Below are 24,362 nucleotides of genomic sequence, written 5' to 3'. Positions count from 1 at the left end.
GCCGCGGCCCAGGCCGGGCTGCCGCTGTCGCCGCACGCCGTACGGCGGCTGTCCGCCGCCGCCCGGCCGCTGCCGGTGCCCTGGCCGCCCGAGGCCAGGGAGCAGCTGATCACGCTGCTGGGCGCGGGCGAGTCCACCGTCGGGGTCTGGGAGGCCCTCGAGGCCGAGGGGCTGGTCACCCGGCTGCTGCCGGACTGGGAGCGGGTGCGCTGCCGTCCGCAGCGCAACCCCGTCCACCGCTGGACCGTCGACCGGCATCTGGTCGAGACCGCGGTCCGGGCCAGCGCGCTCAGCCGCCGGGTCGGCCGCCCCGACCTGCTGCTGGTCGCCGCGCTGCTGCACGACATCGGCAAGGGCTGGCCCGGCGACCACTCGGTGGCCGGGGAGACCATCGCCCGCGATGTCGCCGCCCGTATCGGCTTCGACCGCGCGGACGTCTCGGTCCTCGCCACCCTCGTACGCCACCATCTGCTGCTCATCGAGACCGCCACCCGCCGCGACCTGGACGACCCGGCCACGGTGCGCTCGGTCGCCGAGGCCGTCGGCACCACCGCGACCCTGGAGCTGCTGCACGCCCTGACCGAGGCCGACGCGCTGGCCACCGGCCCCGCGGCCTGGAGCGCCTGGCGCGGCTCCCTCGTCGCCGACCTGGTCGGACGGGTCTCGGCGGTGCTCGCCGGCGAGCCCGCGGACGACTGGTCCACCCCGCAGCGCGCGACGGCCGAACAGGAGCGGCTCGCGGTCGAGGCGTGGCGCACCGGCGCCCCGGTGCTGGCCCTGCACGCGCGCTCCGAGGCGCTGCCGCCGGACGGGGCCGGCCTTCTTACGGGCGGCACCGAGCGGCCGCCGGAGGACGCGGACACCGGTTCCGAGCCGATCGGCGTGGAACTGCTCATCGCCGTCCCCGACCAGCCCGGCGTCCTGCCCGCGGCGGCCGGCGTGCTGGCCCTGCACCGCCTTACGGTGCGCGCGGCGGACCTGCGCGTGGTGGAGCTGCCGTCCGAGCTGGACGCGGCGGCCGGGACCGGCGGAGTGCTGCTGCTGAGCTGGCGGGTGGCGGCCGAGTACGGTTCGCTGCCGCAGGCCGCCCGGCTGCGGAACGACCTGTTCCGCGCGCTGGACGGTTCGCTCGACATCGTCGCCCGGCTCGCCGAGCGGGAGGCCGCCTACCGCACGTACCCGCGCCGCCGTGGAGCGCACGCCCCGCCACCACGGGTGACGGTCGCCCCCGGCGGCTCCCAGCTCGCCACGGTGATCGAGGTACGCGCCCAGGACGCACCCGGTCTGCTGCACCGGATCGGCCGGGCCCTGGAGGACACCGGCGTCGCGGTGCGCAGCGCCCACGTCTCCACGCTCGGGGCCAACGCGGTGGACGCGTTCTACGTCACGGACGGCTCCGGCGCGCCCCTGAAGCCCCTGCGGGCGGCGGAGGTGGCCCGGGAGGTCGAGCGGGCGCTGCGATAGCGGCGGCGGGCGGGCCCGCGGCGGGGAGCCGCGGCGGGGCGTTCCCGGCAGGGCGTCGCGGCGGGGCCTCCGTCGGGGCGGGGTGGGGACCGAGCGGCTCACGGCTCGGGGGCAGACCGTTCATGCGGCGGGCGGATACCCTTGGAGGCCGACCACCGACCCGACATCCGACCGAAGGATTCGCGACCACCGTGTTCGATACCCTCTCCGATCGCCTCGCAGCGACTTTCAAGAACCTCCGGGGCAAGGGCCGCCTCAGTGAGGCGGACATCGACGCCACGTCGCGTGAGATCCGGATCGCCCTGCTCGAGGCCGATGTCGCGCTGCCCGTCGTGCGGTCGTTCATCAAGAGCGTGAAGGAGCGGAGCCTCGGGGCCGAGGTCTCCCAGGCGCTCAACCCGGCCCAGCAGGTCATCAAGATCGTTAACGAGGAGCTGATCGGCATCCTCGGCGGCGAGGCCCGGCGGCTCCGCTTCGCCAAGCAGCCGCCGACCGTGATCATGCTCGCGGGTCTGCAGGGTGCCGGTAAGACCACGCTCGCCGGAAAGCTCGGCCGCTGGCTGAAGGCCCAGGGCCACGCCCCGCTGCTGGTCGCCTGTGACCTCCAGCGCCCCAACGCCGTCAACCAGCTCTCGGTGGTCGCCGAGCGGGCCGGGGTCGCGGTCTTCGCCCCCGAGCCGGGCAACGGCGTCGGCGACCCGGTGAAGGTGGCGCAGGACTCGATCGAGTTCGCCCGCACCAAGCAGCACGACGTGGTGATCGTCGACACCGCGGGCCGCCTCGGTATCGACGAGGAGCTGATGCGGCAGGCCGCCGACATCCGCGACGCGGTCCGCCCGGACGAGGTGCTCTTCGTCGTCGACGCGATGATCGGCCAGGACGCGGTGAACACCGCGGAGGCGTTCCGCGACGGCGTCGGATTCGACGGTGTGGTGCTCTCCAAGCTCGACGGCGACGCACGCGGCGGTGCCGCGCTCTCCATCGCGCACGTCACCGGCCGCCAGATCATGTTCGCCTCCAACGGCGAGAAGCTGGACGACTTCGACGCGTTCCACCCGGACCGCATGGCGTCCCGCATCCTGGGCATGGGTGACATGCTCAGCCTGATCGAGAAGGCCGAGCAGACCTTCAGCCAGCAAGAGGCCGAGAAGATGGCGGCCAAGCTGGCGAAGGGCCCCAAGGAGTTCACGCTCGACGACTTCCTGGCGCAGATGGAGCAGGTCCGCAAGATGGGCTCCATCTCCAAGCTGCTCGGCATGCTGCCGGGCATGGGCCAGATGAAGGACCAGATCAACAACCTGGACGAGCGGGACGTGGACCGCACCGCGGCCATCATCAAGTCGATGACCCCGGCCGAGCGCCAGGACCCGACGATCATCAACGGCTCGCGCCGCGCCCGTATCGCCCGCGGTTCCGGCGTCGAGGTCAGCGCGGTCAAGAACCTGGTGGAGCGGTTCTTCGACGCGCGCAAGATGATGTCGAAGATGGCGCAGGGCGGCATGCCGGGGATGCCCGGGATGCCGGGCATGCCGGGCATGGGTGGCGGCAACAAGCGCAAGGGCAAGCAGCAGAAGAAGGCCAAGGGGCGCCAGCGCAGCGGAAACCCGCTGAAGCGCGCTCAGCAGGAGCAGGAAGCCGCGGCGCGCCGCGAGCAGGGCGGCGCGTTCGGGCTGCCCGCCGGCGGCCAGGGCGGCCAGGACTTCGAACTCCCCGAGGAGTTCAAGAAGTTCATGGGCTGAGCCCGGCCAGGCGGGGCGCACGGCGTGCGCCCCGCCGACAGCCCCGCTAGCGCGGGGAGCAACGCTTCATCGGCTTGCCGGAGCGCTGTTTGCCCGGGCCACCTCCGCAGGGGCAGAGCCTGAAATCCCATCGCCGTCCGGGCGCTTGGCCCAACGAGCGAGCGCGACCGGAGAGATGGGTGGGCCGAGTCACACCCGGGCCACGAGGTACCGGAACACATTGGGCATCCACACCGTGCCGTCCGCGCGCTGATACGGATGGAGCGCCTCGGTGATCTCCTTGCGGACCTGGGTCGGGTCCGTGGCCCGCTCCGCCGCGTCGAACAGCCCCGTCGACAGCAGCCCGCGCACCGCGCTGTCCATGCCGGCGTACCCGAACGGGCAGGCCACCCGGCCCGATCCGTCGGGCCACAGCCCGGCCCGCGCGGCCAGCTCCTCCAGGCCGTCCCGGCCGGACGGCCACCAGGGCGCGGGCGGGGGCGTCTCCCGGCGGCAGCCGGGGGAGCCGACCGGATCGGCGAGCCGGGCGCCCACCCGCAGCACCGCGGAGGTGGCGCAGCGCTCCGGCGGGCCCCAGCCGGCGAGCACGACGGCCCCGCCGCGTTCGGTGAGCGCGGCGGCTTCCCTGAGCGTGGCCGCCGCGGCGGCCACCGCCTCATCAGGGCTTCCCGCGCCCGGGGCCGCCAGCGGCTCGAAGGCGGTCACCACCGTGAAGGCCGCGTCCGCCGCGGCCTGTCGCGCACAGGGGCTCTCCGGGCCGCCGAGGCCCAGCCGCGCAGGTCCCGCCCCGCCGCCCCGCGGCACGCCGGGGGCCTCCAGCCGCTCCCGCGCGAGGTCCAGGCGCCGCTCGTCCGCGTCGACTCCGCAGACCGCGGCGGAGCGGGCGGCCGCCATGAGGAGGGCGAGCCCCGTGCCGCACCCCAGGCCCAGCAGCCGCGTCCCGGCGCCGACGTCCAGCCGTTCGTACACGGCCTCGTACAGCGGGACCAGCATCCGCTCCTGGATCTCGGCCCAGTCGCGGGTGCGGGCGTGGGCGTCCGCGGTCCGCGGTGAGGAGGGGCGCGGGCGGTGCCGCCGGACGAGCGTAGATGTCATCGAAGGGCCCCAATCAGGGAAGAGCAGTGCCGTCGTCAGATTCGGTGTCACATCCGCCGTCGTGCGCTGTGGCGTCCCACCCCCATAGGCCAGGGAACTCCGCGTCCGTTCCCGAGTCCAGAGCTTTCACGGCCGTGCTTGCGTGCCCCCTTCGTGCGCCCCCGCACACCTGTACGTCCGCCTCGCTCCCGGAACCGCCCCTTCCCACCGGGCCGGAGAACCGCCCTGGGGCGCTTCCCGCCGGGCCGGAGAACCGTCCGGGGCGATGGCCGGCACTGATCGGCCCGGGCGGCGCGATTCACGGTCCGGCGCGCCGCCACCGTACGATCGGCGCCATGACCAAGGCTCCCGTGCTCACCCCGCGGGCGGATGACTTCCCCCGCTGGTACCAGGATGTGATCAACAAGGCCGAGCTGGCGGACAACGGCCCGGTGCGGGGCACCATGGTCATCCGACCGTACGGGTACGGGCTGTGGGAGCGGATGCAGCGGGACATGGACGCCCGCATCAAGGCGGTCGGCGTCCAGAACGCGTACTTCCCGCTCTTCATCCCGCAGTCCTATCTGGCCAGGGAAGCCGACCACGTCGAGGGGTTCGCGCCGGAGCTCGCGGTCGTCACCCATGGCGGCGGTAAGGAGCTCGAGGAGCCGGTCGTCGTCCGGCCCACCTCCGAGACGATCGTCAACGAGTACTTCTCCAAGTGGGTGCAGAGCTACCGGGATCTGCCGCTGCTCATCAACCAGTGGGCCAATGTGGTGCGTTGGGAGCTGCGGCCCCGGCTGTTCCTGCGGACGACCGAGTTCCTCTGGCAGGAGGGCCACACCGCGCACGCCACCTACGAGGACGCCCGGGACTTCGCCGCCCGGATCCACCGCGAGGTCTACGCCGAATTCATGACGGACGTGCTGGCGATGGACGTGGTCCTGGGCCGCAAGACCGCCCGGGAGCGGTTCGCCGGCGCCCTCAACACCCTCACCCTCGAAGGCATGATGGGCGACGGCAAGGCGCTGCAGCTGGGCACCAGCCATGAGCTCGGCCAGAACTTCGCCAGGGCCTTCCACACCAGCTATCTGTCCAAGGACGGTGAGCAGGAGCTGGTGTGGCAGACCTCCTGGGGCAGTACGACCCGGATGGTCGGCGCGCTGGTGATGATGCACGGCGACGACAACGGTCTGCGGATCCCGCCGCGGCTGGCCCCGGTCCAGGCCGTGGTGCTGGCGATCAAGGGCGATGAGGCGGTGCTCGCCAAGGTGCGCGAGATCGGCGAGCTGCTGACCGCGGCGGGCGTGCGGGTCCACGTCGACGACCGTACGGACACCCCCTTCGGGCGGCGCGCGGTCGACTGGGAGCTCAAGGGCGTACCGGTCCGGGTCGAGATCGGCCCGCGCGACCTGGAGAGCGGCACCGCGATGGTGGCCAGGCGGATTCCGGGCGGCAAGGAGCCGGTGCGCGCCGAGCTGCTGCCGGAGCTGCTGCCCAAGGTCCTGGAGGAGGACCAGGCGCTGCTGCTGCGGCAGGCCCGTGAGCGCCGTAAGGCGCGCACCGCGGAGGTGGCGACCGTGGAGGAGGCCGCCGAGGCCGCGGCGGCGGGTGGCTGGGCCCGTATCCGGTGGGCGGACCTGGGGCCGGAGGGCGAGGCGGCACTGGCCGAGCGGTCCGTGTCCGTCCGGTGTCTGGTCACCGAGGACGGGGCGGTGCCGGACGCCGACGACGCGCCCGGTAACGTCGCGTTTGTCGCGCGGTCCTACTGAGCCGGGGGTGTCCCGCGGGCCTGCCGAGCCGGTACGTACCGGCTTGGTGCGCGGTGCGTGGCTCATCCACACATTGACGCACCCGCCCCGCGTCGCCGCACATCACCGCGAACTGACTGGTACGTGCAAATTATTTGGGATGCCCCGGAATCGGAACACCGGGCCACTCCTGCTCGTTAGCACGACGTGAGCACGACACCACCTGTTCTCGCCGCAGAGCTGGCGCAGGCGTGGGCCGACATTCAACGGCACCACCCCGAGCTGCCGGATCTCGCCGCGCCCGAATCGCTGATCGGAGAGTCGTCGTCCGCATGTGGCGCCGAGCTCTCCTTCGAACGGCTGCTGCATGAGGCAGTCCATGGGATCGCCGCCGCCCGCGGTGTCCGTGACACCTCACGCGCCGGCCGCTACCACAACCGCCGGTTCCTGGCGATCGCCGAGGAACTGGGGCTGGACCATCCCGAGGAGCCGCATCCCAGCAGCGGCTTCTCGCTGGTCACCCTCAGTCCCGAGGCGAGAAAGCGCTACCGGACCACGATCGACCGCCTCCAGCGCGCGCTCAAGGCGCACACCGTGGCGACCACCGCCGAGACCTCCCGTACCTTCCGCGGGCCCGCCGCGCGGCACGGTTCGTCCGGTGGCGGCGTCCGGGTCAAGGCGGTGTGCGACTGCGGCCGCAACGTCCGGGTCGTCCCGTCGGTGCTGGCCCAGGCGCCGATCATGTGCGGTGGATGCGGTAAGCCGTTCCGCATTCCCGAGCCGGTGGCCGCGGTCGGCTGACCTGTCACGGTGTGGCAGAATGGTCTGCTGTACTCGACAGCCGACCAGGACCCCTCTCTCCTCCGGCTGACGCGTCCATCGGGCACTCGGGTACCGCAACCCCACGCGGCACGTCGCAGTGCTCAACCACGTCAAGACCAGGAGACACCACTCCCGTGGCAGTCAAGATCAAGCTGAAGCGTCTGGGCAAGATCCGTTCGCCTCACTACCGCATCGTCGTCGCCGACTCCCGTACCCGCCGTGACGGCCGGGCGATCGAGGAGATCGGGCTGTACCACCCGGTGCAGAACCCGTCGCGTATCGAGGTGGACTCGGAGCGTGTGCAGCACTGGCTGAAGGTCGGCGCCCAGCCGACCGAGCCGGTGCTGGCCATCCTGAAGGTCACCGGCGACTGGCAGAAGTTCAAGGGTCTGCCCGCCCCGGCCCCGATGAAGGTCGCCGAGCCGAAGGCCGACAAGCGTGCCCTGTTCGAGGCCGCCGCCAAGAGCACCGGTGACGAGCCGAAGGGTGAGGCGATCACCCAGAAGGCGAAGAAGACCGACAAGAAGTCGGACGAGGCGGCCGGGTCCGCCGAGTCCACCGCGTCGACCGAGGCCTGAGAATGCTCGAGGAAGCCCTCGAGCACCTGGTGAAGGGCATCGTCGACAACCCCGACGACGTGCAGGTGGCCTCGCGCAACCTGCGGCGTGGGCGTGTGCTGGAGGTCCGGGTGCACCCCGATGACCTCGGCAAGGTGATCGGCCGCAACGGCCGCACCGCACGAGCCCTGCGCACCGTCGTGGGCGCCATCGGCGGCCGTGGCATCCGCGTCGACCTCGTCGACGTCGATCAGGTCCGCTGAGGCGATCAAAGAAGAGCACCGGCACGGGCCGGGGAGGGCTTTGGGCCGTCCCCGGCCCGTGCGTGTGAAGGGACATCGCATCGTGCAGTTGGTTGTCGCGCGGATCGGCCGGGCCCATGGCATCAAGGGCGAGGTCACCGTCGAGGTGCGGACGGACGAGCCGGAGCGGCGGCTCGGCCCGGGGGCCGTACTGACCACCGAGCCCGCCTCGGCCGGGCCGCTGACCATCGAGTCCGGCCGGGTGCACAGCGGCCGGCTGCTGCTGCGCTTCGAGGGCGTGGGCGACCGCACCGCCGCGGAGGCGCTGCGCAACACCCTGCTGATCGCGGAGGTCGACCCCGAGGAACTCCCCGAGGATCCCGAGGAGTTCTACGACCACCAGCTGATCGACCTCGACGTGGTCACCACGGACGGCACACAGGTCGGCAGGATCTCCGAGATCTCCCATCTGCCGTACCAGGACCTGCTGGTCGTGAGGCGCCCGGACGGGGGCGAGGTGATGATCCCGTTCGTCGCCGAGGTCGTGCCGGAGATCGATCTCGAGGCGCAGCGCGCCGTGATCGACCCGCCGCCGGGTCTGCTCGACGAGGCCGACGCCGAGATCGCGAGCGGCGTTAAGGACGAGTCGTCATGAGGCTCGACGTCGTCACGATCTTCCCCGAGTACCTGGAGCCGCTGAACGTCTCGCTGGTCGGCAAGGCCCGCGCCCGCGGCCGGCTGGACGTGCGGGTCCACGATCTGCGCCGCTGGACCCACGACCGGCACAACACGGTCGACGACACCCCGTACGGCGGCGGCCCCGGCATGGTCATGAAGCCCGAGCCCTGGGGCGAGGCGCTGGACGCGATCATGGAATCGGGCGCGGCGGAGGGGATGGACAAGCCCACGCTGGTGGTCCCGACCCCGAGCGGCCGTCCGTTCACCCAGGCCCTCGCCGTCGAGCTCGCCGAGCGCCCCTGGCTGGTCTTCGCGCCCGCCCGCTACGAGGGCATCGACCGCCGGGTGATCGAGGAGTACGGCGAGCGGCTCGAGGTCCACGAGGTCTCGATCGGCGACTACGTCCTGGCCGGCGGCGAGGCCGCGGTGCTGGTGATCACCGAGGCGGTGGCCCGGCTGCTGCCGGGGGTGCTGGGCAACGCCGAGTCGCACCGCGACGACTCCTTCGCCCCCGGCGCGATGGCCGATCTCCTGGAGGGGCCCGTCTACACCAAGCCCCCCGAGTGGCGTGGCCGCGCCATCCCGGAGGTGCTGGTCAGCGGCCACCACGGCAGGATCGCCCGCTGGCGCAGGGACGAGGCGTTCCGGCGCACCAGCGAGAACCGCCCCGATCTGATCGAGCGCTGCGACCCGGCGACGCTCGACAAGCACGACCGCGCGCTCCTCGCCGAGCTGGGCTGGGAGGAACTGCCCGGGACCGGCGGGGCCCGATTTGGGCGGCCGGACCGGGCCGTGGAAGAATAGACCGCTGCCGTACGTCCGGGCGGGCGCCCCTGCCACAGGGGGACCGACGCCCGCCCGATGAGGGCGGCACTCCCATCATCATCCGATATGCCGCTGATGACCTGTGGCATCAGCGAGGAAAGCAGACGATCATGTCTCACCTGCTCGACACCGTCGACTCCGCGTCGCTGCGCAGCGACATCCCGACCTTCCGCCCCGGCGACACGGTCAACGTCCACGTCCGCGTCATCGAGGGCAACCGCTCCCGTGTCCAGCAGTTCAAGGGCGTCGTCATCCGCCGCCAGGGCTCCGGTGTCCGCGAGACCTTCACCGTCCGCAAGGTGAGCTTCAGCGTCGGCGTCGAGCGCACCTTCCCGGTGCACACCCCGATCGTCGAGAAGATCGAGGTCGTCACCCGCGGTGACGTGCGCCGGGCGAAGCTGTACTACCTGCGTGACCTGCGCGGCAAGGCCGCCAAGATCAAGGAGAAGCGCGAGAACTGAGCCGCGGCGATTTTGCGCGACTACTGAGCTACCGCCGGATCATCTGGCCAGGGCGGATAGGCTCTGGCCCGATGGACACCGAAGGACAGCTCGCGGAGCGCGACGGCTCCCCGGGCTCCGATACGGAGCACGAGGGGCGGTCGCGCTCCGCGCATGCTCCCGGGCGGGCCGGGGAGCCGGCCGCCGCGGAGCCCCCGTCCGCCCGGCGGCTGCCGCGATGGCCGGCCGGGGACGGGCGATGGCGCCAGGCCGCGCTGTTCGCCGCCGCCTGCGCCGCGCTCGTGCTGCTGGTGAGCGGCTTTGTGGTGCAGCCGTTCCTGATCCCCAGCGGCTCGATGGAGAACACCCTCCGCCCCGGGGACCGGGTGCTGGTGAACAAGCTCGCCTACCGTTTCGGGGACGATCCGCGCCGCGGCGACGTTGTCGTGTTCGACGGGGCCGGTTCCTTTCACGAGGAGGAGCCGTCCGGGAACCCGGTGACCGGTCTGCTGCGCAAGGCGGCCGCGGCGGTCGGGCTGGCCGAACCGGCCGAGTCCGACTACGTCAAGCGCGTGGTGGGCATCGGTGGTGACCGGGTCACCTGCTGCGACGAGCGGGGGAGGATCGAGGTGAACGGTCAGCCGGTGGACGAGCGCTATGTGCACCCCGGGGACAGCCCTTCGCGGGTGCCCTTCGACATCGTCGTGCCCGAGGGCCGGCTGTGGGTGATGGGTGACCACCGCGACGCCTCCCGGGACTCGCGGGACCACCTGGGCGCACCGGGCGGCGGCACCGTCCCCGTCGACAAGGTGATCGGCCGCGTCGAATGGATCGGCTGGCCGGTCGGCCGCTGGTCCGGGGTGTCCCGGCCGGACGCCTTCGCGAACGTGCCCGAGGCGTCCGGCGGCGTACCGTCCGCGGCCTCCGGCGGTGCCCATGGGTAGCCGTGGGCGGCCCCGTGCCGGGGCGCGCCGGGTGGGCCCGCCCGCCGACAGCGGCACCCCCCGCGCGCCGGGGGAGCGCCGGGTGGGCGGCCGTGCGGAGCGGCGCCGGATCCAGCGCCGCATCAAGCGCAGGAGGCGTCGTTCGGCCGTCAAGGAGATACCGATCCTGGTGGGCGTGGCGCTGGTGATCGCGCTCGTCCTGAAGACGTTCCTGGTGCAGGCGTTCGTGATCCCGTCCGGCTCGATGGAACAGACCATCCGGATCGGCGACCGGGTGCTGGTGGACAAGTTCACGCCGTGGTTCGGCTCCAAGCCGGAGCGCGGCGACGTGGTGGTGTTCAAGGACCCCGGGGGCTGGCTGGACGACGAGCGCAAGCCCGCCCAGGACGATCCGCCGGTCATCAAGCAGGGCAAGGAGTTCCTGACCTTCATCGGTCTGCTGCCGTCCTCCGACGAGCAGGACCTGATCAAGCGGGTGGTCGCGGTGGGCGGCGACACGGTGGCCTGCTGCGATACGAACGGCAAGGTCACCGTCAACGGGACCCCGCTGAACGAACCGTATCTGCACCCCGGGAACCCGCCGTCGCAGCGGCAGTTCGAGGTGACCGTCCCCAAGGGGCGGCTGTTCGTCATGGGTGATCACCGGTCCAACTCGGCGGACTCCCGGGTCCATCTCGACGAGCCGTACCAGGGCACGGTGCCGGACAGCATGGTGGTCGGCCGGGCCGTGGTGATCGCGTGGCCGTTCGGACACATGCGGCGGCTCGAGGAGCCGGACACCTATGCCTCCGTACGGGACGCGCCGAGCGGGGCGACGCGGGCCGAGGGCTCGGCGCATAGGCTGTCCCCCATGGATCAGCAAGGAATGGTCCAGCTCCCGACCCCTGCGGAACTCCCGCTCGTTATGGGAGTGGTGATCCTGCGCCGTTCGTGGGGCAGGCGGCAGTCAGGCGTGAGGAGTGGATGTGGGGGATTTGGCGGTCGGCGCACGATCCGGTCACGAAGAGCCCGAGCGGCGGCCCGGGACGAGGGCCGAGGATCCCACGGACGGGGCGGACGGGGCGCCCGAAGCCGGAGCACCCACGGACAAGGCGGCTGCCGCGCCCGAGGCGTCGGACTCACACGGCGCCGATGGCGGACGGGAGCCCTCCGACGGTCCCGACGGGGCCGGCGCGGCTGATCCCTCCGGGGCCGGGGACGATCCACCCGCGAAGCGGGGCCCCGGCGGGCCCGGCGGCCCCGGGAAGGCCGCCAGGCCGAGGAAGGTGCGCTCCTTCTGGAAGGAGCTGCCGATCCTGGTCATCATCGCCCTGGCCCTGGCCCTGCTGATCAAGACCTTCCTGGTGCAGGCGTTCTCCATCCCGTCCGATTCGATGCAGAACACCCTGCAGCGGGGCGACCGGGTGCTGGTGGACAAGCTCACCCCGTGGTTCGGCTCCGAGCCGCAGCGCGGCGAGGTGGTCGTCTTCCACGACCCGGGCGGCTGGCTCGGCGAGACGCAGACCCAGAACTCCGGCCCGGTCGCCGAGGGCATCCAGAAGGCGCTCAGCTTCATCGGGCTGATGCCGTCGGCGGAGGAGAAGGACCTGATCAAGCGGGTCATCGCGGTCGGCGGGGACACCGTCTCCTGCAAGCGCGGCGGCAAGGTCATGGTCAACGGCAAGCCGCTGGACGAGCCGTACATCTTCCCCGGGAACACCCCCTGTGACGAGAGGCCGTTCGGCCCGGTCAAGGTGCCCGAGGGCCGGATCTGGGTGATGGGCGACCACCGCCAGGACTCGCTGGACTCCCGCTACCACCAGAACCTGCACGACGGCACGGTCTCGGTGGACGATGTGGTCGGACGCGCGATCGTCGTCGCCTGGCCCATCGACCGCTGGTCCACCCTGCCGGTGCCGAGCACCTTCGACCAGCCGGGGCTGGGCGCGGCCGCCGCGATGGCCCCTTCGGCCGTGGGGTTCGCCGGTGCGGTGCCGATCGTGCTGTGGCGCCGCCGCAGGCTGATCGCCAGGGCCCGGGCGGATGCCGGGGCCCGGGTGGAGCGGCCGGCCGCCGGCTGCTGACGGGGCCCGTACCGCCGGGTTAGGGTGCGGTCCCGTGTGCCCCGGGCACACGGGACCTGATCTTCTACGTCTGTTGCGCTAGGCGGGAGCACTGGAATGAGCGGAGCCCAAGGGGCGGGGGGCGGCAAGCCGCCGGGGCGTACGCCGGGCAGCGTGCTGTCCGGGCTGGCGGTGGCCGTCGGGTGTGTGCTGTTCCTCGGAGGCTTCGTCTGGGGCGCGGTGCTCTACAAGCCGTACACCGTCCCGACCGACTCCATGGCGCCGACGATCGGTCAGGGCGACCGGGTGCTGGCGCAGCGGATCGACGGCGGCGAGGTGCGCCGCGGTGATGTGGTGGTCTTCCACGACCAGGTGTGGGGCGACCTGCCGATGGTGAAGCGGGTCATCGGGGTCGGCGGCGACCGGGTCGAGTGCTGTGACAAGCGGGGCCGGCTGCGGGTGAACGGCAAGGTCCTCGAGGAACCGTATCTGCGCTCGGACGAACAGGCCTCTTCGACCACCTTCTCCACCACGGTCCCCCAGGGGCGGCTGTTCCTGCTGGGCGACCACCGGAGCGACTCCCTCGACTCGCGGGTGCACCTCACCGACGAGGCCGGCGGCGCCGTGGAGCGGGGCGCGGTGACCGCCCGGGTGGACGCCATCGCCTGGCCGCTGGGGTCGTGGGGGCCGGTGGGGCGGCCCGAGGCGTTCAGGGCGCTGCCGGGCGGGGTTTCGCAGCCGGGGCCGCTGGGGCTGATCCTGGTGGCGGTCGTCGCCGGCGCCGTGCTGATCCTGGCGGGCGCGGCCCACGGGCCGATCGTCCGCCGCAGGGCGGGCGGCGGCGCGCGGCGGGACCGGGCGGCGAAGGGGAAGGTGGCCGCGAGTGGCTGAGAGGTCCGGCGGAACCGAGCCGACCGGTACGGACGAGCGGCGGCTGCGGAAGGTCGCACGGGTGGTGCTGCTGGATCCGCAGGACCGGATACTGCTGCTGCACGGCTTCGAACCGGACGATCCCTCGTCGACGTGGTGGTTCACCCCGGGAGGCGGCCTGGAGGGCGAGGAGAGCCGCGAGGAGGCGGCTCTCAGGGAGCTCGCGGAGGAGACCGGGATCACCGACGCGCGGCTCGGCCCCCTGCTGTGGCGGCGGATCTGCTCGTTCCCGTTCGACGGGCGGCGCTGGGAGCAGGACGAGTGGTACTACCTGTGCCGTACCGAACAGACCTCGGTACGCACCGGCGGCGGGCTGACCGAGCTGGAGCGGCGGAGCGTGGCCGGGCTGCGGTGGTGGACGGCGGAGGAACTGGCCGCGGCGACCGAGCCGGTGTACCCGACACGGCTGGCGGAGCTGTTGCGTACGCTGCTCGTCGAGGGACCCCCGGGTGCACCGGTGATCCTGGAGACTGAGCGCGTCTGACGCACAATGGGGGGACGCACGGCTGAAGGGGAACATGCCATGAGCGCCGAGGACCTCGAGAAGTACGAGACCGAGATGGAGCTGAAGCTCTACCGGGAGTACCGCGATGTCGTCGGTCTGTTCAAATATGTGATCGAGACTGAGCGTCGCTTCTATCTCACCAACGACTACGAGATGCAGGTGCACTCTGTCCAGGGTGAGGTCTTCTTCGAGGTGTCGATGGCCGACGCCTGGGTCTGGGACATGTACCGCCCGGCCCGCTTCGTGAAGCAGGTACGCGTTCTCACGTTCAAGGACGTGAATATCGAGGAGCTGAACAAGAGCGACCTCGACCTTCCGGGTGGCTGAGTTGTCCACAGCCGCGCGGCCGTCCACAGGAATGCCGCAAGATCCCTGAGCGGGGCGCGGAGGCGTCACAGTCGGTGCCGGAGGTGGTGCCGAATGAACGCCCGAGGAGCGCTGGGCCGCTACGGCGAGGATGTGGCGGTGCGCCGGCTGGCCGAAGCCGGGATGACCGTCCTGGAGCGCAATTGGCGGTGCCGGGACGGCGAGATCGACATCGTCGCGCTCGACGCCGGGGCGCTGGTGGTGTGCGAGGTCAAGACGCGCCGTGAGGGTGGGTACGAGCACCCGATGGCGGCCGTCGGTCCCGGCAAGACCGAGCGGCTGCGGCTGCTGGCGGAGCGCTGGCTGGAGCGGCACGGCGGCCCGCCGCCGGCCGGAGTGCGGATCGATGTGGTGGCGGTGGTCCTGCCGCGCCGGGGCGCCCCCGTGGTCGAGCATGTGCGAGGGGTGGCCTGATGGGGTTCGCCCGCACCTGCTCGGTGGCGCTGGTCGGGGTCGAGGGCGTCGTGGTGGAGGTCCAGGCCGATCTGGAGCCGGGAGTGGCCGCCTTCACACTGGTCGGGCTCCCCGACAAGAGCCTGGTGGAAAGCCGTGACCGGGTCCGCGCGGCCGTCGTCAACTCGGGCTGCGAATGGCCCCAGCGGAAGCTCACGGTCGGACTCAGCCCGGCGTCGGTCCCCAAGGGCGGCAGCGGCTTCGACCTGGCCGTGGCCTGTGCGGTGCTCGGGGCGGCCGAGCGGGTCGACCCGCGGGAGATCGCCGATCTGATGATGATCGGGGAGCTGGGGCTGGATGGCCGGGTCCGGCCGGTGCGGGGCGTGCTGCCCGCCGTCCTCGCGGCCTCCGAGGCGGGCTACCGGCAGGTCGTGGTCCCCGAGCAGACGGCGGCGGAGGCGGCCCTGGTGCCCGGCGTCTCGGTGCTGGGGGTGCGGAGCCTGCGCCAGCTGATCGCGGTGCTGACGGACGAGCCGGTGCCCGAGGAGGAGGTCCAGGAGCTGGGCCGCCCCGATCCGATGCTCGCGGGGCTCACCGTGCCCGGCGCCGGTATGGGCACCGGTGTCGCCGCGGTGTCCGGTGCCGGGGCGGGCCGGCCCGATCTGGCCGAGGTGGCCGGACAGCGGGCCGCGCGCACCGCCCTGGAGGTCGCGGCCGCGGGCGGGCACCACATCTTCCTCAGCGGGCCTCCGGGCGCCGGGAAGACCATGCTGGCCGAGCGGCTGCCCGGGCTGCTGCCACTACTCACTCAGCAGGAGGCCCTGGAAGTCACCGCGGTCCATTCGGTCGCCGGGATCCTCCCGCCGGGGCAGCCGTTGGTGGACACCCCGCCGTACTGCGCCCCGCACCACTCGGCGACCATGGCCGCCCTCGTCGGCGGAGGCAATGGCCTGCCGAGGCCGGGCGCCGTTTCGCTCGCCCACCGAGGAGTGCTCTTCCTGGACGAGGCGCCGGAGTTCAGCGGGCAGGCGCTGGACGCCCTGCGGCAGCCCCTGGAATCGGGGCATGTGGTGGTCGCCCGGGCCGCCGGGATGATGCGGATGCCGGCCCGCTTCCTGCTGATGCTGGCGGCCAACCCCTGCCCCTGTGGGCGCCATGGGCTGACGGGCGACGTCTGTGAGTGCTCGCCCGCCACGGTCCGCCGCTACCAGGCCCGGCTGTCCGGCCCCCTGCTGGACCGGGTGGACGTGCGGGTCCATGTCGAGGCCGTCAGCCGCGCCGAGCTCACCGGGGCGGGCGGCGCGGCCGAGAGCAGCGCGTCCGTCGCGGCCCGGGTGCGGGAGGCCCGGGAGCGGTCCGCCGCCCGCCTCCAGGACACCCCCTGGCGGCTGAACAGCGAGGTGCCGGGCCATGAGCTGCGCACTCGCTGGCAGCCGCTCCCCGGTGCGCTGCGCGAGGCCGAGCGCGACATGGAGCGCGGGCTGCTCACCGCCCGCGGGCTCGACCGGGTGCTGAGGGTCGCCTGGACCGTCGCCGACCTGGCCGGGCACGACCGGCCCATGGCGCTGGACATCGCCCAGGCGCTGCAACTGCGCACCGGGGTCGGCCGCGGGGTGCCGGTCGGAGCGGGGGAGCGCTGATGTCCGATCCTTCGGTGGGTGGCCGCGACGGCGTCCCGGCCCTGGCCTCCGAGCCCCGGCGGGGGCCCGGCGCCCCGGACGAGGGGCAGGGACCTCCCGGGCGGTCCGACGTGCCGGACGAGGGGCAGGGACCTCCCGGGCGGTCCGACGTGCCGGACGAGGGGCAGGGACTCCCCGGGCGGTGGGGCGTCCCGGACGAGGGGCAGGGGCTTCCCGGTCGGTGGGGCGTCCCGGACGAGGAGCGCCTGGCGCGGGCGGCGCTCACCCGGCTCGTGGAGCCCGGGGACCAGACGGTGGGGCGCTGGCTGCGCCGCATGGGTCCGGTGGCGCTGTGGCGGGCGCTCACCGGGAAGGGCGAGCCACCGCCCGGGGCGACCGGGGACCGGCTGGCCGGATGCGCTCTCCGGGCGGCCGGGCTGGACCCGGCGGCGGACCTCGCGCTGATCGCCCGGCGCGGAGGACGGTTCGTCTGCCCCGGGGATCTGGACTGGCCCGGGCAGCTCGACGACCTCGGCGACGCTCGCCCGGTCGGGTTATGGGTGCGCGGAGCGGCCTCGCTGCGGATGTGGGCGCTGCGGTCGGTCGCCGTGGTCGGCGCGCGGGCCTGCAGCGACTACGGCGCGCACGTCGCGGCCACCCTCGGCGCCGGGCTGGCCGAGCGAGGCTGGGTGGTGGCCTCCGGCGCGGCCCACGGAGTGGACGGCGCGGCCCACCGAGGGGCGCTCGCCGCGAGCGGGGCCACCGTCGCCGTGCTCGCCTCCGGTGTGGACGTCCCCTATCCGCGGGCGCATACCGAGTTGATCGAGCGCATCGCGGAACAGGGCCTGGTGCTGGCCGAGTTGCCGCCCGGAGCTCATCCGACGCGCGCCAGATTCGTGCTCCGCAACCGTGTCATCGCCGCGCTCACCCGGGGCACGGTCGTGGTCGAGGCCCAGTACCGCAGCGGATCGCTGGTCACCGCGCGCCGGGCACAACAGCTCGGGCGGTCCACCATGGGGGTGCCCGGACCGGTGACCAGCGGGCTCTCCGCCGGAGTGCACGAACTGCTGCGCGGTGAGGCCGTCCTGGTCACCGACGCCGCCGAAGTGGCCGAGCTCATCGGCGGCATCGGAGACCTCGCCCCGGAGCGGCGGGGGCCGCTGATCGAGCGGGACCTGCTCGATCCCGTGACGGCACGGGTGCTGGAAGCGTTGTCGGCACGGGGCGGCAACGGCCTGCGGGACGTGGCCCGGGAGTCAGGGACGGGCTGCGACGAGGCCCTGGGCCGACTCCATGAGCTGCTCGCCCTCGGCTTCGTCGAACGTCATGGCGATCGCTGGGAGTTGGTCCGCCCCGCGGACCGGAGCGACGGTGCACGGCGAGGCGATCCCCCATATCGGGGCAATCGGGTGAAAGGGTTGAGGCGATGACCGTATCCGCACACCGCCGAGCCGACGCCCTTCGCATACCGCGACGTCGTAGTCACGCTACGCTCACAAGGTTTCCGGCGGAAGCGTATGTCCTCACCCATGTCATGGCAGAACGGCTCAAGGCGACGAATGCCCCAGCACATCTCCGGGTCTGACAACGCGGCGCCGCCCGCGGCCCGCGGCGCGGTGCGCCCCGCCGCGCCCTCATCGCTCGACGAGCTGTGGCGGTCGTACAAGACCACGGGCGACGGCCGACTGCGGGAGCAGCTGATCCTGCACTACTCACCGCTGGTGAAATATGTGGCCGGCCGGGTCAGCGTCGGGCTGCCCTCCAATGTCGAGCAGGCGGACTTTGTCTCGTCCGGGGTCTTCGGACTCATCGACGCCATCGAGAAGTTCGATCCCGAGCGCGCCATCAAGTTCGAGACCTACGCGATCACCCGGATCCGCGGGGCGATGATCGATGAGCTGCGGGCACTGGACTGGATCCCGAGGTCGGTCCGCCAGAAGGCCCGGGCCGTGGAGCGGGCGTACGCCACGCTGGAGGCCCAGCTGCGCCGTACCCCCTCGGAGGCCGAGGTGGCCGCCGAGATGGACATCAGCCTCGAGGAACTGCACGGCGTGTTCAGTCAGTTGTCCCTCGCCAACGTGGTCGCCCTGGAGGAACTGCTGCACGTCGGCGGCGAGGGTGGCGACCGGCTCAGCCTCATGGACACCCTGGAGGACACCGCCGCGGACAACCCCGTCGAGGTGGCCGAGGACCGGGAGCTGCGCCGGCTGCTCGCCCGCGCGATCAACACCCTCCCGGAGCGGGAGAAGACCGTGGTCACGCTCTACTACTACGAGGGGCTCACACTCGCCGAGATCGGCCAGGTGCTCGGTGTCACCGAGAGCCGGGTCAGCCAGATCCACACCAAGTCGGTCCTCCAGCTGCGGGCGAAACTCGCCGACGTCGGACGCTGAATCGTCCCTTCGGCATCGCCCTCCCGGCGGCCTCTTCCGTAGAGTGGTCGGGTGCCCAGGATTCGAGCGGCCTCAGTGGCCGAGCACCGGACGATGCAGCGCGCGGCCCTGCTGGAGGCCGCCCGCTCCCTGCTGTCCGAGGGCGGCACGGAGGCGCTGACCTTCCCCGCCCTCGCCGAGCGCACGGGACTCGCACGGTCCTCCGTCTACGAGTACTTCCGCTCCCGCGCCGCCGTGGTCGAGGAGCTGTGCGCCGTCGACTTCCCGGTCTGGGCCGCCGAGGTCGGGGCCGCCATGGAGCGGGCCGACGGACCCGAGGCGAAGATCGAGGCGTATGTCCGCCGGCAGCTGGCGCTCGTCGGCGACCGCCGGCACCGCGCCGTGGTGGCGATCTCCGCCGGTGAGCTGGACCCGGGAGCGCGGGAGAAGATCCGGGCCGCCCACGGCGGGCTGATCGCCATGGTGGTGGAGGCTCTCGCGGCCCTCGGGCATGAGCGGCCCCGGCTTTCGGCCGTACTGCTCCAGGGCGTCGTGGACGCCGCGGTCCGGCGCATCGAGCTCGGCGCGGCCGAGGACCCCGAGCGGATCACCGAGGCGGCCGTCGCCATGGCCCTGCGCGGCGTCCAGGGCTGACCTCCGCCGCTCCCTCCGGCGCCGGGACCGCTCCGGCGCCGGGACCGGGCGGCGCCGGGACCGGGCGGCGGCGCCGGACGTCCCCACCGGGGTGCGCGAGGCGGCCCAGGCGGATCCGCGCCCAGACGGACGCCGCCACCAGCGCCCCGGCCGTCGCCGGCCGGGCGCCCCCGGCGGGGGAGACGAGGGCGGCGACCGTAGGCGCGTCGCGCACCCCGAACACCGGGAGCAGCCGGGAGGGCCCGCCCCGCAGCATCGAGGGCGGCAGCAGGGACAGGGGATCGAGATAGCGGTCCGCGCGCCGCAGCCCCCAGTGCAGACAGCCGGACCGGCAGTGGAAGGGGCCCGGCGCCACCACGCCGACCACCTGCCCCGCGGTCACCCGGGCACCCTTCGCCACCGTCGCGCGCACCGGTTCATAGGTAGTGCGCGCGGGAGGCGATCCGGTCCCGGACAGCTCGATCACCAGCACACCACGGCCCGCGACCGGCCCGGCGAAGCTCACCCGCCCGGCTGCCGCCGCCCGCACCCGCTCGCCCGGGCGCGCCGCGAGATCGACCCCGCGATGCCCCGCCGCCCAGGGCACCGGCGGCGGCCGCCAGCCTCTCAGCACACTCGGCCGCACCGCGCCCGGCGCACCGTCGACCGGCCAGGACCGCTCCCCGCCCGGCCCCGCCGCGGCGGGACGACTCGACGCCACGCCCGGATCCGCCGCAGCGCCCGGATCCCGCTCCCCGCCCGCATCCCCGGCAGCGGCCGGACCTGCCGTCGTGGTCGGCACCGCCGGAAGGGGTACCGCCGGAACCGCCGTCGGAAGGGGTGCCGTCGGAGGGGGTGCCGCCGGAAGGGGTACCGCCGGAACGGACGCCGGCAGGGGCACCGTCGAATGGGGCACCGCCGGAACCGCCGCCGGAAGGGGTGCCGCCGCGGCGGTCGGTGCCGCCGGTACCGGCAGCGTCAGAATCATCAGGGCAAGAGCCCACCCCACCACAAGCCTTCGCATGCCCTCCACGGTGGCCCGGCGACCCGAAGCGGGAGGGATCATGGACGGAATCTGGGGACTACTCACGGGTTGTGGATAACGCCGTCACCCGGCACCGTACCGGTCCCGTACACTTCTTATGGCGATCCGGGTCACCGGATCGACTTCGCACGCCCCGCCACCGGCGCTCCGATCGCGCGTCGGTCCGCTCGGTGGCCGCGCCCCTCGGTCCTCGGACGACCCCGAAAGGGCCCCGTCCGTGGCAGGCGCGTCGGGACGTCAGGAGCGGCGGCCGCCCGGCCGCCGTGGAACCGAGTACCTCAAGGAGTACGGCCATGGCCGTCGTCACGATGCGGGAGCTGCTGGAGAGCGGCGTCCACTTCGGGCACCAGACCCGCCGCTGGAACCCGAAGATGAAGCGCTTCATCTTCACCGAGCGCAATGGCATCTACATCATCGACCTGCTCCAGTCGCTGTCGTACATCGACCGCGCCTACGAGTTCGTCAAGGAGACCGTTGCCCACGGCGGCTCCATCATGTTCGTCGGCACGAAGAAGCAGGCGCAGGAGGCCATCGCCGAGCAGGCGACCCGCGTCGGTATGCCGTACGTCAACCAGCGCTGGCTGGGCGGCATGCTCACCAACTTCTCGACCGTCTACAAGCGCCTGCAGCGCCTGAAGGAGCTCGAGCAGATCGACTTCGAGGATGTGGCCGCCTCCGGCCTCACCAAGAAGGAGCTCCTGGTCCTCTCCCGCGAGAAGGCCAAGCTGGAGAAGACCCTCGGCGGTATCCGCGAGATGCAGAAGGTGCCGAGCGCCGTCTGGATCGTGGACACCAAGAAGGAGCACATCGCCGTCGGTGAGGCGCGCAAGCTCCGGATCCCGGTCGTCGCGATCCTCGACACCAACTGCGACCCGGACGAGGTCGACTACAAGATCCCGGGCAACGACGACGCGATCCGCTCCGTCACCCTGCTCACCCGGGTGATCGCCGACGCCGTCGCCGAGGGCCTCATCGCCCGCTCCGGCGTCGCCACCGGTGACGAGAAGGCCGACAAGGCCGCGGGCGAGCCGCTCGCCGAGTGGGAGCGCGACCTGCTCGAGGGCGAGAAGAAGGCGGACGAGGGCGAGGCCAAGCCGGCCGAGGCCGCCGCGGACAAGCCCGCCGAGGACGACAAGCCGGCCGAGGCCCCGGCCGCGGGCGCCGAGCAGGGCTGACCACTCAGACGTCACTCAGACGGTGTATGACGGCGGGGGCCGGTGCCGGTGGCGCCGCCCCCGCCGTTCACCCGTAGAGCTTTCGACTTTCGAGAAGAGATTCACAGATCATGGCGAACTTCACCGCCGCTGACGTCAAGAAGCTCCGTGAGCTGACCGGCGCCGGCATGATGGACTGCAAGAAGGCGCTGGACGAGGCCGAGGGCAACGTCGACAAGGCCGTCGAGATTCTGCGCGTCAAGGGCCAGAAGGGTGTGGCCAAGCGCGAGGGCCGCAGCGCCGAGAACGGTGCCGTCGTCTCCCTCATCGCGGACGACAACTCTTCCGGCGTGCTGGTCGAGCTGAAGTGCGAGACCGACTTCGTGGCCAAGGGCGACAAGTTCGTGGTCGTCGCCGACGCCATCGCCGCCCACGTCGCCAAGACCTCCCCGGCCGACCTGGAGACCCTGCTCGCCTCCGAGATCGAGGCGGGCAAGACCGTCCAGGCGTTCGTCGACGAGGCCAACGCGACCCTCGGCGAGAAGATCGTCCTGGACCGCTTCGCGCAGTTCTCCGGCGGCTACGTCGCGGCGTACATGCACCGCACCAGCCCGGACCTGCCGCCGCAGGTCGGCGTTCTGGTCGAGCTGGACAAGGAAGACGCCACGGTCGCCAAGGACGTCGCGCAGCACATCGCCGCCTTCGCCCCGAAGTACCTCACCCGCGATGAGATCCCGGCCGAGACGGTCGAGAACGAGCGCCGGGTCGCCGAGGCCACCGCCCGCGAGGAGGGCAAGCCCGAGGCGGCCCTGCCGAAGATCATCGAGGGTCGCGTCAACGGCTTCTTCAAGGAGAACGTCCTGGTGGACCAGCCGTTCGCGAAGGACAACAAGAAGTCCGTCCAGAAGATCCTGGACGAGGCCGGTGTCTCGCTCAAGCGCTTCGCCCGTTTCCGCGTCGGCGTCTGAGCCGAGCAGCGAATGACCGGCGACCCCGATAGGGTCGTAGGCAGCCAACCGTCAACCGGTCGGCCGCAGATGTGACGAGGAGGCCATTGCCGCAGGTCGTAACAGGACCCGTCCGGCAGTGGCCTTCTTCGTATGTGCACGAGGAGATCTCCAATGAATCACGGCGCGGACGCCAAACAGGCCGCCGACGACAAGAAAGCGCATGGCGCGGCCAAACACGGCCGCTTCCTGCTGAAGCTGTCCGGCGAGGCGTTCGCCGGAGGCGGGGGACTCGGTGTCGACCCCGATGTCGTGCACGCCATCGCCCGCGAGGTCGCCGCCGTGGTCAGGGACGGCGCCGAGATCGCCATCGTCATCGGCGGCGGTAACTTCTTCCGCGGTGCGGAGCTGCAGCAGCGCGGTATGGACCGGGCCCGCTCGGACTACATGGGCATGCTCGGAACCGTCATGAACTGTCTCGCCCTCCAGGACTTCCTGGAGAAGGAGGGCATCGACTCCCGCGTCCAGACCGCCATCACCATGGGCCAGGTCGCGGAGCCGTACATTCCGCTACGCGCGGTGCGCCATCTGGAGAAGGGGCGCGTGGTCATCTTCGGCGCGGGCATGGGCATGCCGTACTTTTCCACGGACACCACCGCGGCCCAGCGCGCGCTGGAGATCGACGCACAGGCCCTGCTCATGGGCAAGAACGGCGTGGACGGGGTCTACGACTCCGACCCCGCCCGCAACCCCGACGCGGTGAAGTTCGACGCCCTGGAGTACGGCGAGGTGATCACCAGGGACCTCAAGGTCGCCGACGCCACCGCGATCACCCTCTGCCGGGACAACAAACTGCCCATCCTCGTCTTCGAGCTCCTGGCCGAAGGAAATATCGCGCGTGCGGTGAAGGGTGAGAAGATCGGCACGCTTGTGAGTGACCAGGGCTCCCGGGCCTGACGGCTCGAACGGGGGATGGACAACGGCCTGCCGGTCGGACACCGTGCAGGAGAAGACGCACGCAGGGGCGAGGCTCTGCTTACTGATAACACCAGGAGCAAGTGGTGATCGAAGAGATCCTCCTCGAGGCCGAGGAGAAGATGGAGAAGGCCGTTGTGGTCGCCAAGGAGGACTTCGCCGCGATCCGCACCGGGCGTGCGCACCCGGCGATGTTCAACAAGATCGTGGCGGACTACTACGGTGCGCTGACGCCGATCAATCAGCTGGCGTCGTTCTCGGTGCCGGAGCCGCGGATGGCCGTGGTCACGCCGTTCGACAAGACCGCGCTCCGCAACATCGAGCAGGCGATCCGGGACTCGGATCTGGGCGTCAACCCGAGCAATGACGGCAACATCATCCGAGTGGTGTTCCCCGAGCTCACCGAGCAGCGCCGCAAGGAGTTCATCAAGGTCGCCAAGGGCAAGGGCGAGGACGCGAAGATCTCGATCCGCAGCGTCCGGCGCAAGGCCAAGGAGTCCATCGACAAGCTGATCAAGGACGGCGAGGTCGGCGAGGACGAGGGACGCCGTGCCGAGAAGGAGCTCGACGACACCACGGCGAAGTACGTCGCGCAGGTGGATGAGCTGCTCAAGCACAAGGAAGCCGAGCTGCTCGAGGTCTGATGAACGACTCTTCCTGGGGGGCCCCACCGAGCGCCGGACTCCGGGGACCGGGCGAACAGGGCACCTCCTCCGGCTATGGCTGGGAGGTGCCCCCTTCTTCGGCGGGTCCCGCGCACGAGGTGGGTGAGGCGGCGCAGACTCGCCCCATGCCCACCGTGCCTCACGCAGGCGGCGACTCCGGAGAAGCCGCCGACCGTGACC

General features: G+C 72.2%; 25 protein-coding genes and 1 pseudogene. 24 read left to right on the top strand and 2 right to left on the bottom strand.

Annotated features, from left to right (window positions below; translation table 11 throughout):
* Both AXW62_RS32205 and ffh read left to right on the top strand, forming a co-directional pair.
* Positions 1–1,464, top strand: a 1,464-nt coding sequence (locus AXW62_RS32205) for an HD domain-containing protein (protein WP_252368819.1), incomplete at its 5' end; no start/stop codon positions are given.
* Positions 1,465–1,655: 191 nt separating this feature from the next.
* Entirely contained in the window at positions 1,656–3,203 is a 1,548-nt protein-coding gene (gene ffh / locus AXW62_RS32200; protein ID WP_060947598.1) for a signal recognition particle protein, read from the top strand.
* Between the two features lie 189 nt (positions 3,204–3,392).
* On the opposite strand, the gene AXW62_RS32195 is transcribed toward ffh, so the two are convergent.
* The gene (locus AXW62_RS32195; RefSeq protein ID WP_060947597.1) at positions 3,393–4,298 is read right to left on the bottom strand and encodes a methyltransferase domain-containing protein; all 906 of its coding nucleotides are present in this window, start codon (positions 4,296–4,298) and stop codon (positions 3,393–3,395) included.
* Between the two features lie 335 nt (positions 4,299–4,633).
* Here AXW62_RS32195 and proS point away from each other — a divergent pair, with 335 nt between their 5' ends.
* The 18 genes and pseudogenes from proS (at position 4,634) to AXW62_RS32105 (ending at position 19,417) form a co-directional block, all read left to right on the top strand.
* Positions 4,634–6,049: a proline--tRNA ligase gene (proS, locus tag AXW62_RS32190; protein WP_060947596.1), complete on the top strand. Its 1,416-nt coding sequence runs from the start codon at positions 4,634–4,636 to the stop codon at positions 6,047–6,049.
* 186 nt (positions 6,050–6,235) lie between these two features.
* Positions 6,236–6,829 carry a hypothetical protein gene (locus tag AXW62_RS32185; protein ID WP_030834213.1) on the top strand — a complete coding sequence of 198 codons (594 nt, stop codon included), beginning with the start codon at positions 6,236–6,238 and terminating at the stop codon, positions 6,827–6,829.
* Positions 6,830–6,984: 155 nt separating this feature from the next.
* Complete coding sequence (gene rpsP / locus AXW62_RS32180; protein WP_030834216.1) at positions 6,985–7,428, top strand: 30S ribosomal protein S16; 444 nt, start codon at positions 6,985–6,987, stop codon at positions 7,426–7,428.
* 2 nt (positions 7,429–7,430) lie between these two features.
* Positions 7,431–7,670, top strand: a complete 240-nt coding sequence (locus AXW62_RS32175) for an RNA-binding protein (protein WP_005311361.1) — start codon at positions 7,431–7,433, stop codon at positions 7,668–7,670.
* A gap of 82 nt (positions 7,671–7,752) precedes the next feature.
* On the top strand, positions 7,753–8,304 hold the full coding sequence (gene rimM, locus AXW62_RS32170) for a ribosome maturation factor RimM (protein ID WP_060947595.1): 552 nt from the start codon (positions 7,753–7,755) through the stop codon (positions 8,302–8,304).
* The gene (trmD, locus tag AXW62_RS32165) at positions 8,301–9,131 is read left to right on the top strand and encodes a tRNA (guanosine(37)-N1)-methyltransferase TrmD (protein ID WP_030834222.1); all 831 of its coding nucleotides are present in this window, start codon (positions 8,301–8,303) and stop codon (positions 9,129–9,131) included. Before rimM ends, trmD begins: the two co-directional genes overlap by 4 nt.
* Positions 9,132–9,262: 131 nt before the next feature.
* A complete protein-coding gene (gene rplS / locus AXW62_RS32160) occupies positions 9,263–9,613 on the top strand; it encodes a 50S ribosomal protein L19 (protein ID WP_030834224.1) in 351 nt (116 codons plus the stop codon).
* 71 nt (positions 9,614–9,684) lie between these two features.
* A complete protein-coding gene (gene lepB, locus AXW62_RS32155) occupies positions 9,685–10,536 on the top strand; it encodes a signal peptidase I (RefSeq protein ID WP_060947594.1) in 852 nt (283 codons plus the stop codon).
* A pseudogene (gene lepB, locus AXW62_RS46280) lies at positions 10,529–11,596 on the top strand (signal peptidase I); the annotation flags it as partial. The gene lepB (AXW62_RS32155) and the pseudogene lepB (AXW62_RS46280), both read left to right, overlap by 8 nt.
* A complete protein-coding gene (gene lepB / locus AXW62_RS32145) occupies positions 11,511–12,599 on the top strand; it encodes a signal peptidase I (protein ID WP_370682950.1) in 1,089 nt (362 codons plus the stop codon). The pseudogene lepB (AXW62_RS46280) and the gene lepB (AXW62_RS32145), both read left to right, overlap by 86 nt.
* A gap of 96 nt (positions 12,600–12,695) precedes the next feature.
* Complete coding sequence (gene lepB / locus AXW62_RS32140) at positions 12,696–13,469, top strand: signal peptidase I (RefSeq protein ID WP_060947591.1); 774 nt, start codon at positions 12,696–12,698, stop codon at positions 13,467–13,469.
* Positions 13,462–13,992 carry an NUDIX hydrolase gene (locus tag AXW62_RS32135; RefSeq protein WP_030834238.1) on the top strand — a complete coding sequence of 177 codons (531 nt, stop codon included), beginning with the start codon at positions 13,462–13,464 and terminating at the stop codon, positions 13,990–13,992. Before lepB (AXW62_RS32140) ends, AXW62_RS32135 begins: the two co-directional genes overlap by 8 nt.
* A 39-nt stretch (positions 13,993–14,031) precedes the next feature.
* A complete protein-coding gene (locus AXW62_RS32130) occupies positions 14,032–14,340 on the top strand; it encodes a DUF2469 domain-containing protein (protein WP_009714730.1) in 309 nt (102 codons plus the stop codon).
* Positions 14,341–14,433: 93 nt separating this feature from the next.
* Positions 14,434–14,793 carry a YraN family protein gene (locus AXW62_RS32125; protein WP_060947590.1) on the top strand — a complete coding sequence of 120 codons (360 nt, stop codon included), beginning with the start codon at positions 14,434–14,436 and terminating at the stop codon, positions 14,791–14,793.
* The gene (locus tag AXW62_RS32120; RefSeq protein ID WP_060947589.1) at positions 14,793–16,412 is read left to right on the top strand and encodes a YifB family Mg chelatase-like AAA ATPase; all 1,620 of its coding nucleotides are present in this window, start codon (positions 14,793–14,795) and stop codon (positions 16,410–16,412) included. The genes AXW62_RS32125 and AXW62_RS32120 overlap by 1 nt, the downstream gene beginning before the upstream one ends.
* Positions 16,412–17,821: a DNA-processing protein DprA gene (gene dprA / locus AXW62_RS32115; RefSeq protein WP_174556460.1), complete on the top strand. Its 1,410-nt coding sequence runs from the start codon at positions 16,412–16,414 to the stop codon at positions 17,819–17,821. Before AXW62_RS32120 ends, dprA begins: the two co-directional genes overlap by 1 nt.
* A 129-nt stretch (positions 17,822–17,950) precedes the next feature.
* Positions 17,951–18,784 (top strand): RNA polymerase sigma factor WhiG, encoded by an 834-nt coding sequence (gene whiG / locus AXW62_RS32110; RefSeq protein ID WP_030834249.1) that lies wholly within the window; start codon positions 17,951–17,953, stop codon positions 18,782–18,784.
* Between the two features lie 75 nt (positions 18,785–18,859).
* Positions 18,860–19,417 carry a TetR/AcrR family transcriptional regulator gene (locus AXW62_RS32105; protein ID WP_060947588.1) on the top strand — a complete coding sequence of 186 codons (558 nt, stop codon included), beginning with the start codon at positions 18,860–18,862 and terminating at the stop codon, positions 19,415–19,417.
* Here AXW62_RS32105 and AXW62_RS41745 read toward each other — a convergent pair.
* A complete protein-coding gene (locus AXW62_RS41745; protein WP_252368817.1) occupies positions 19,371–20,117 on the bottom strand; it encodes a murein hydrolase activator EnvC family protein in 747 nt (248 codons plus the stop codon). The genes AXW62_RS32105 and AXW62_RS41745 overlap by 47 nt on opposite strands.
* A gap of 617 nt (positions 20,118–20,734) precedes the next feature.
* On the opposite strand from AXW62_RS41745, the gene rpsB reads away from it, so the two are divergent.
* From rpsB to frr, 4 genes are all read left to right on the top strand, one after another.
* Positions 20,735–21,616, top strand: coding sequence for a 30S ribosomal protein S2 (rpsB, locus tag AXW62_RS32095; RefSeq protein ID WP_060947587.1), 882 nt, complete (start codon positions 20,735–20,737; stop codon positions 21,614–21,616).
* Positions 21,617–21,726: 110 nt separating this feature from the next.
* On the top strand, positions 21,727–22,563 hold the full coding sequence (gene tsf / locus AXW62_RS32090) for a translation elongation factor Ts (protein ID WP_060947586.1): 837 nt from the start codon (positions 21,727–21,729) through the stop codon (positions 22,561–22,563).
* A 153-nt stretch (positions 22,564–22,716) separates the two neighbouring features.
* Positions 22,717–23,499, top strand: coding sequence for a UMP kinase (gene pyrH / locus AXW62_RS32085; RefSeq protein ID WP_030834258.1), 783 nt, complete (start codon positions 22,717–22,719; stop codon positions 23,497–23,499).
* A 104-nt stretch (positions 23,500–23,603) separates the two neighbouring features.
* Positions 23,604–24,161: a ribosome recycling factor gene (gene frr, locus AXW62_RS32080; RefSeq protein ID WP_030834259.1), complete on the top strand. Its 558-nt coding sequence runs from the start codon at positions 23,604–23,606 to the stop codon at positions 24,159–24,161.
* The last annotated feature ends 201 nt before the right edge of the window (positions 24,162–24,362 follow it).

This window comes from Streptomyces hygroscopicus subsp. hygroscopicus, assembly GCF_001553455.1.
Taxonomy (GTDB): domain Bacteria; phylum Actinomycetota; class Actinomycetes; order Streptomycetales; family Streptomycetaceae; genus Streptomyces; species Streptomyces hygroscopicus.
Note: the sequence above shows the minus strand (reverse complement) of the source record. Positions and strands in the feature narration are given on the sequence as shown.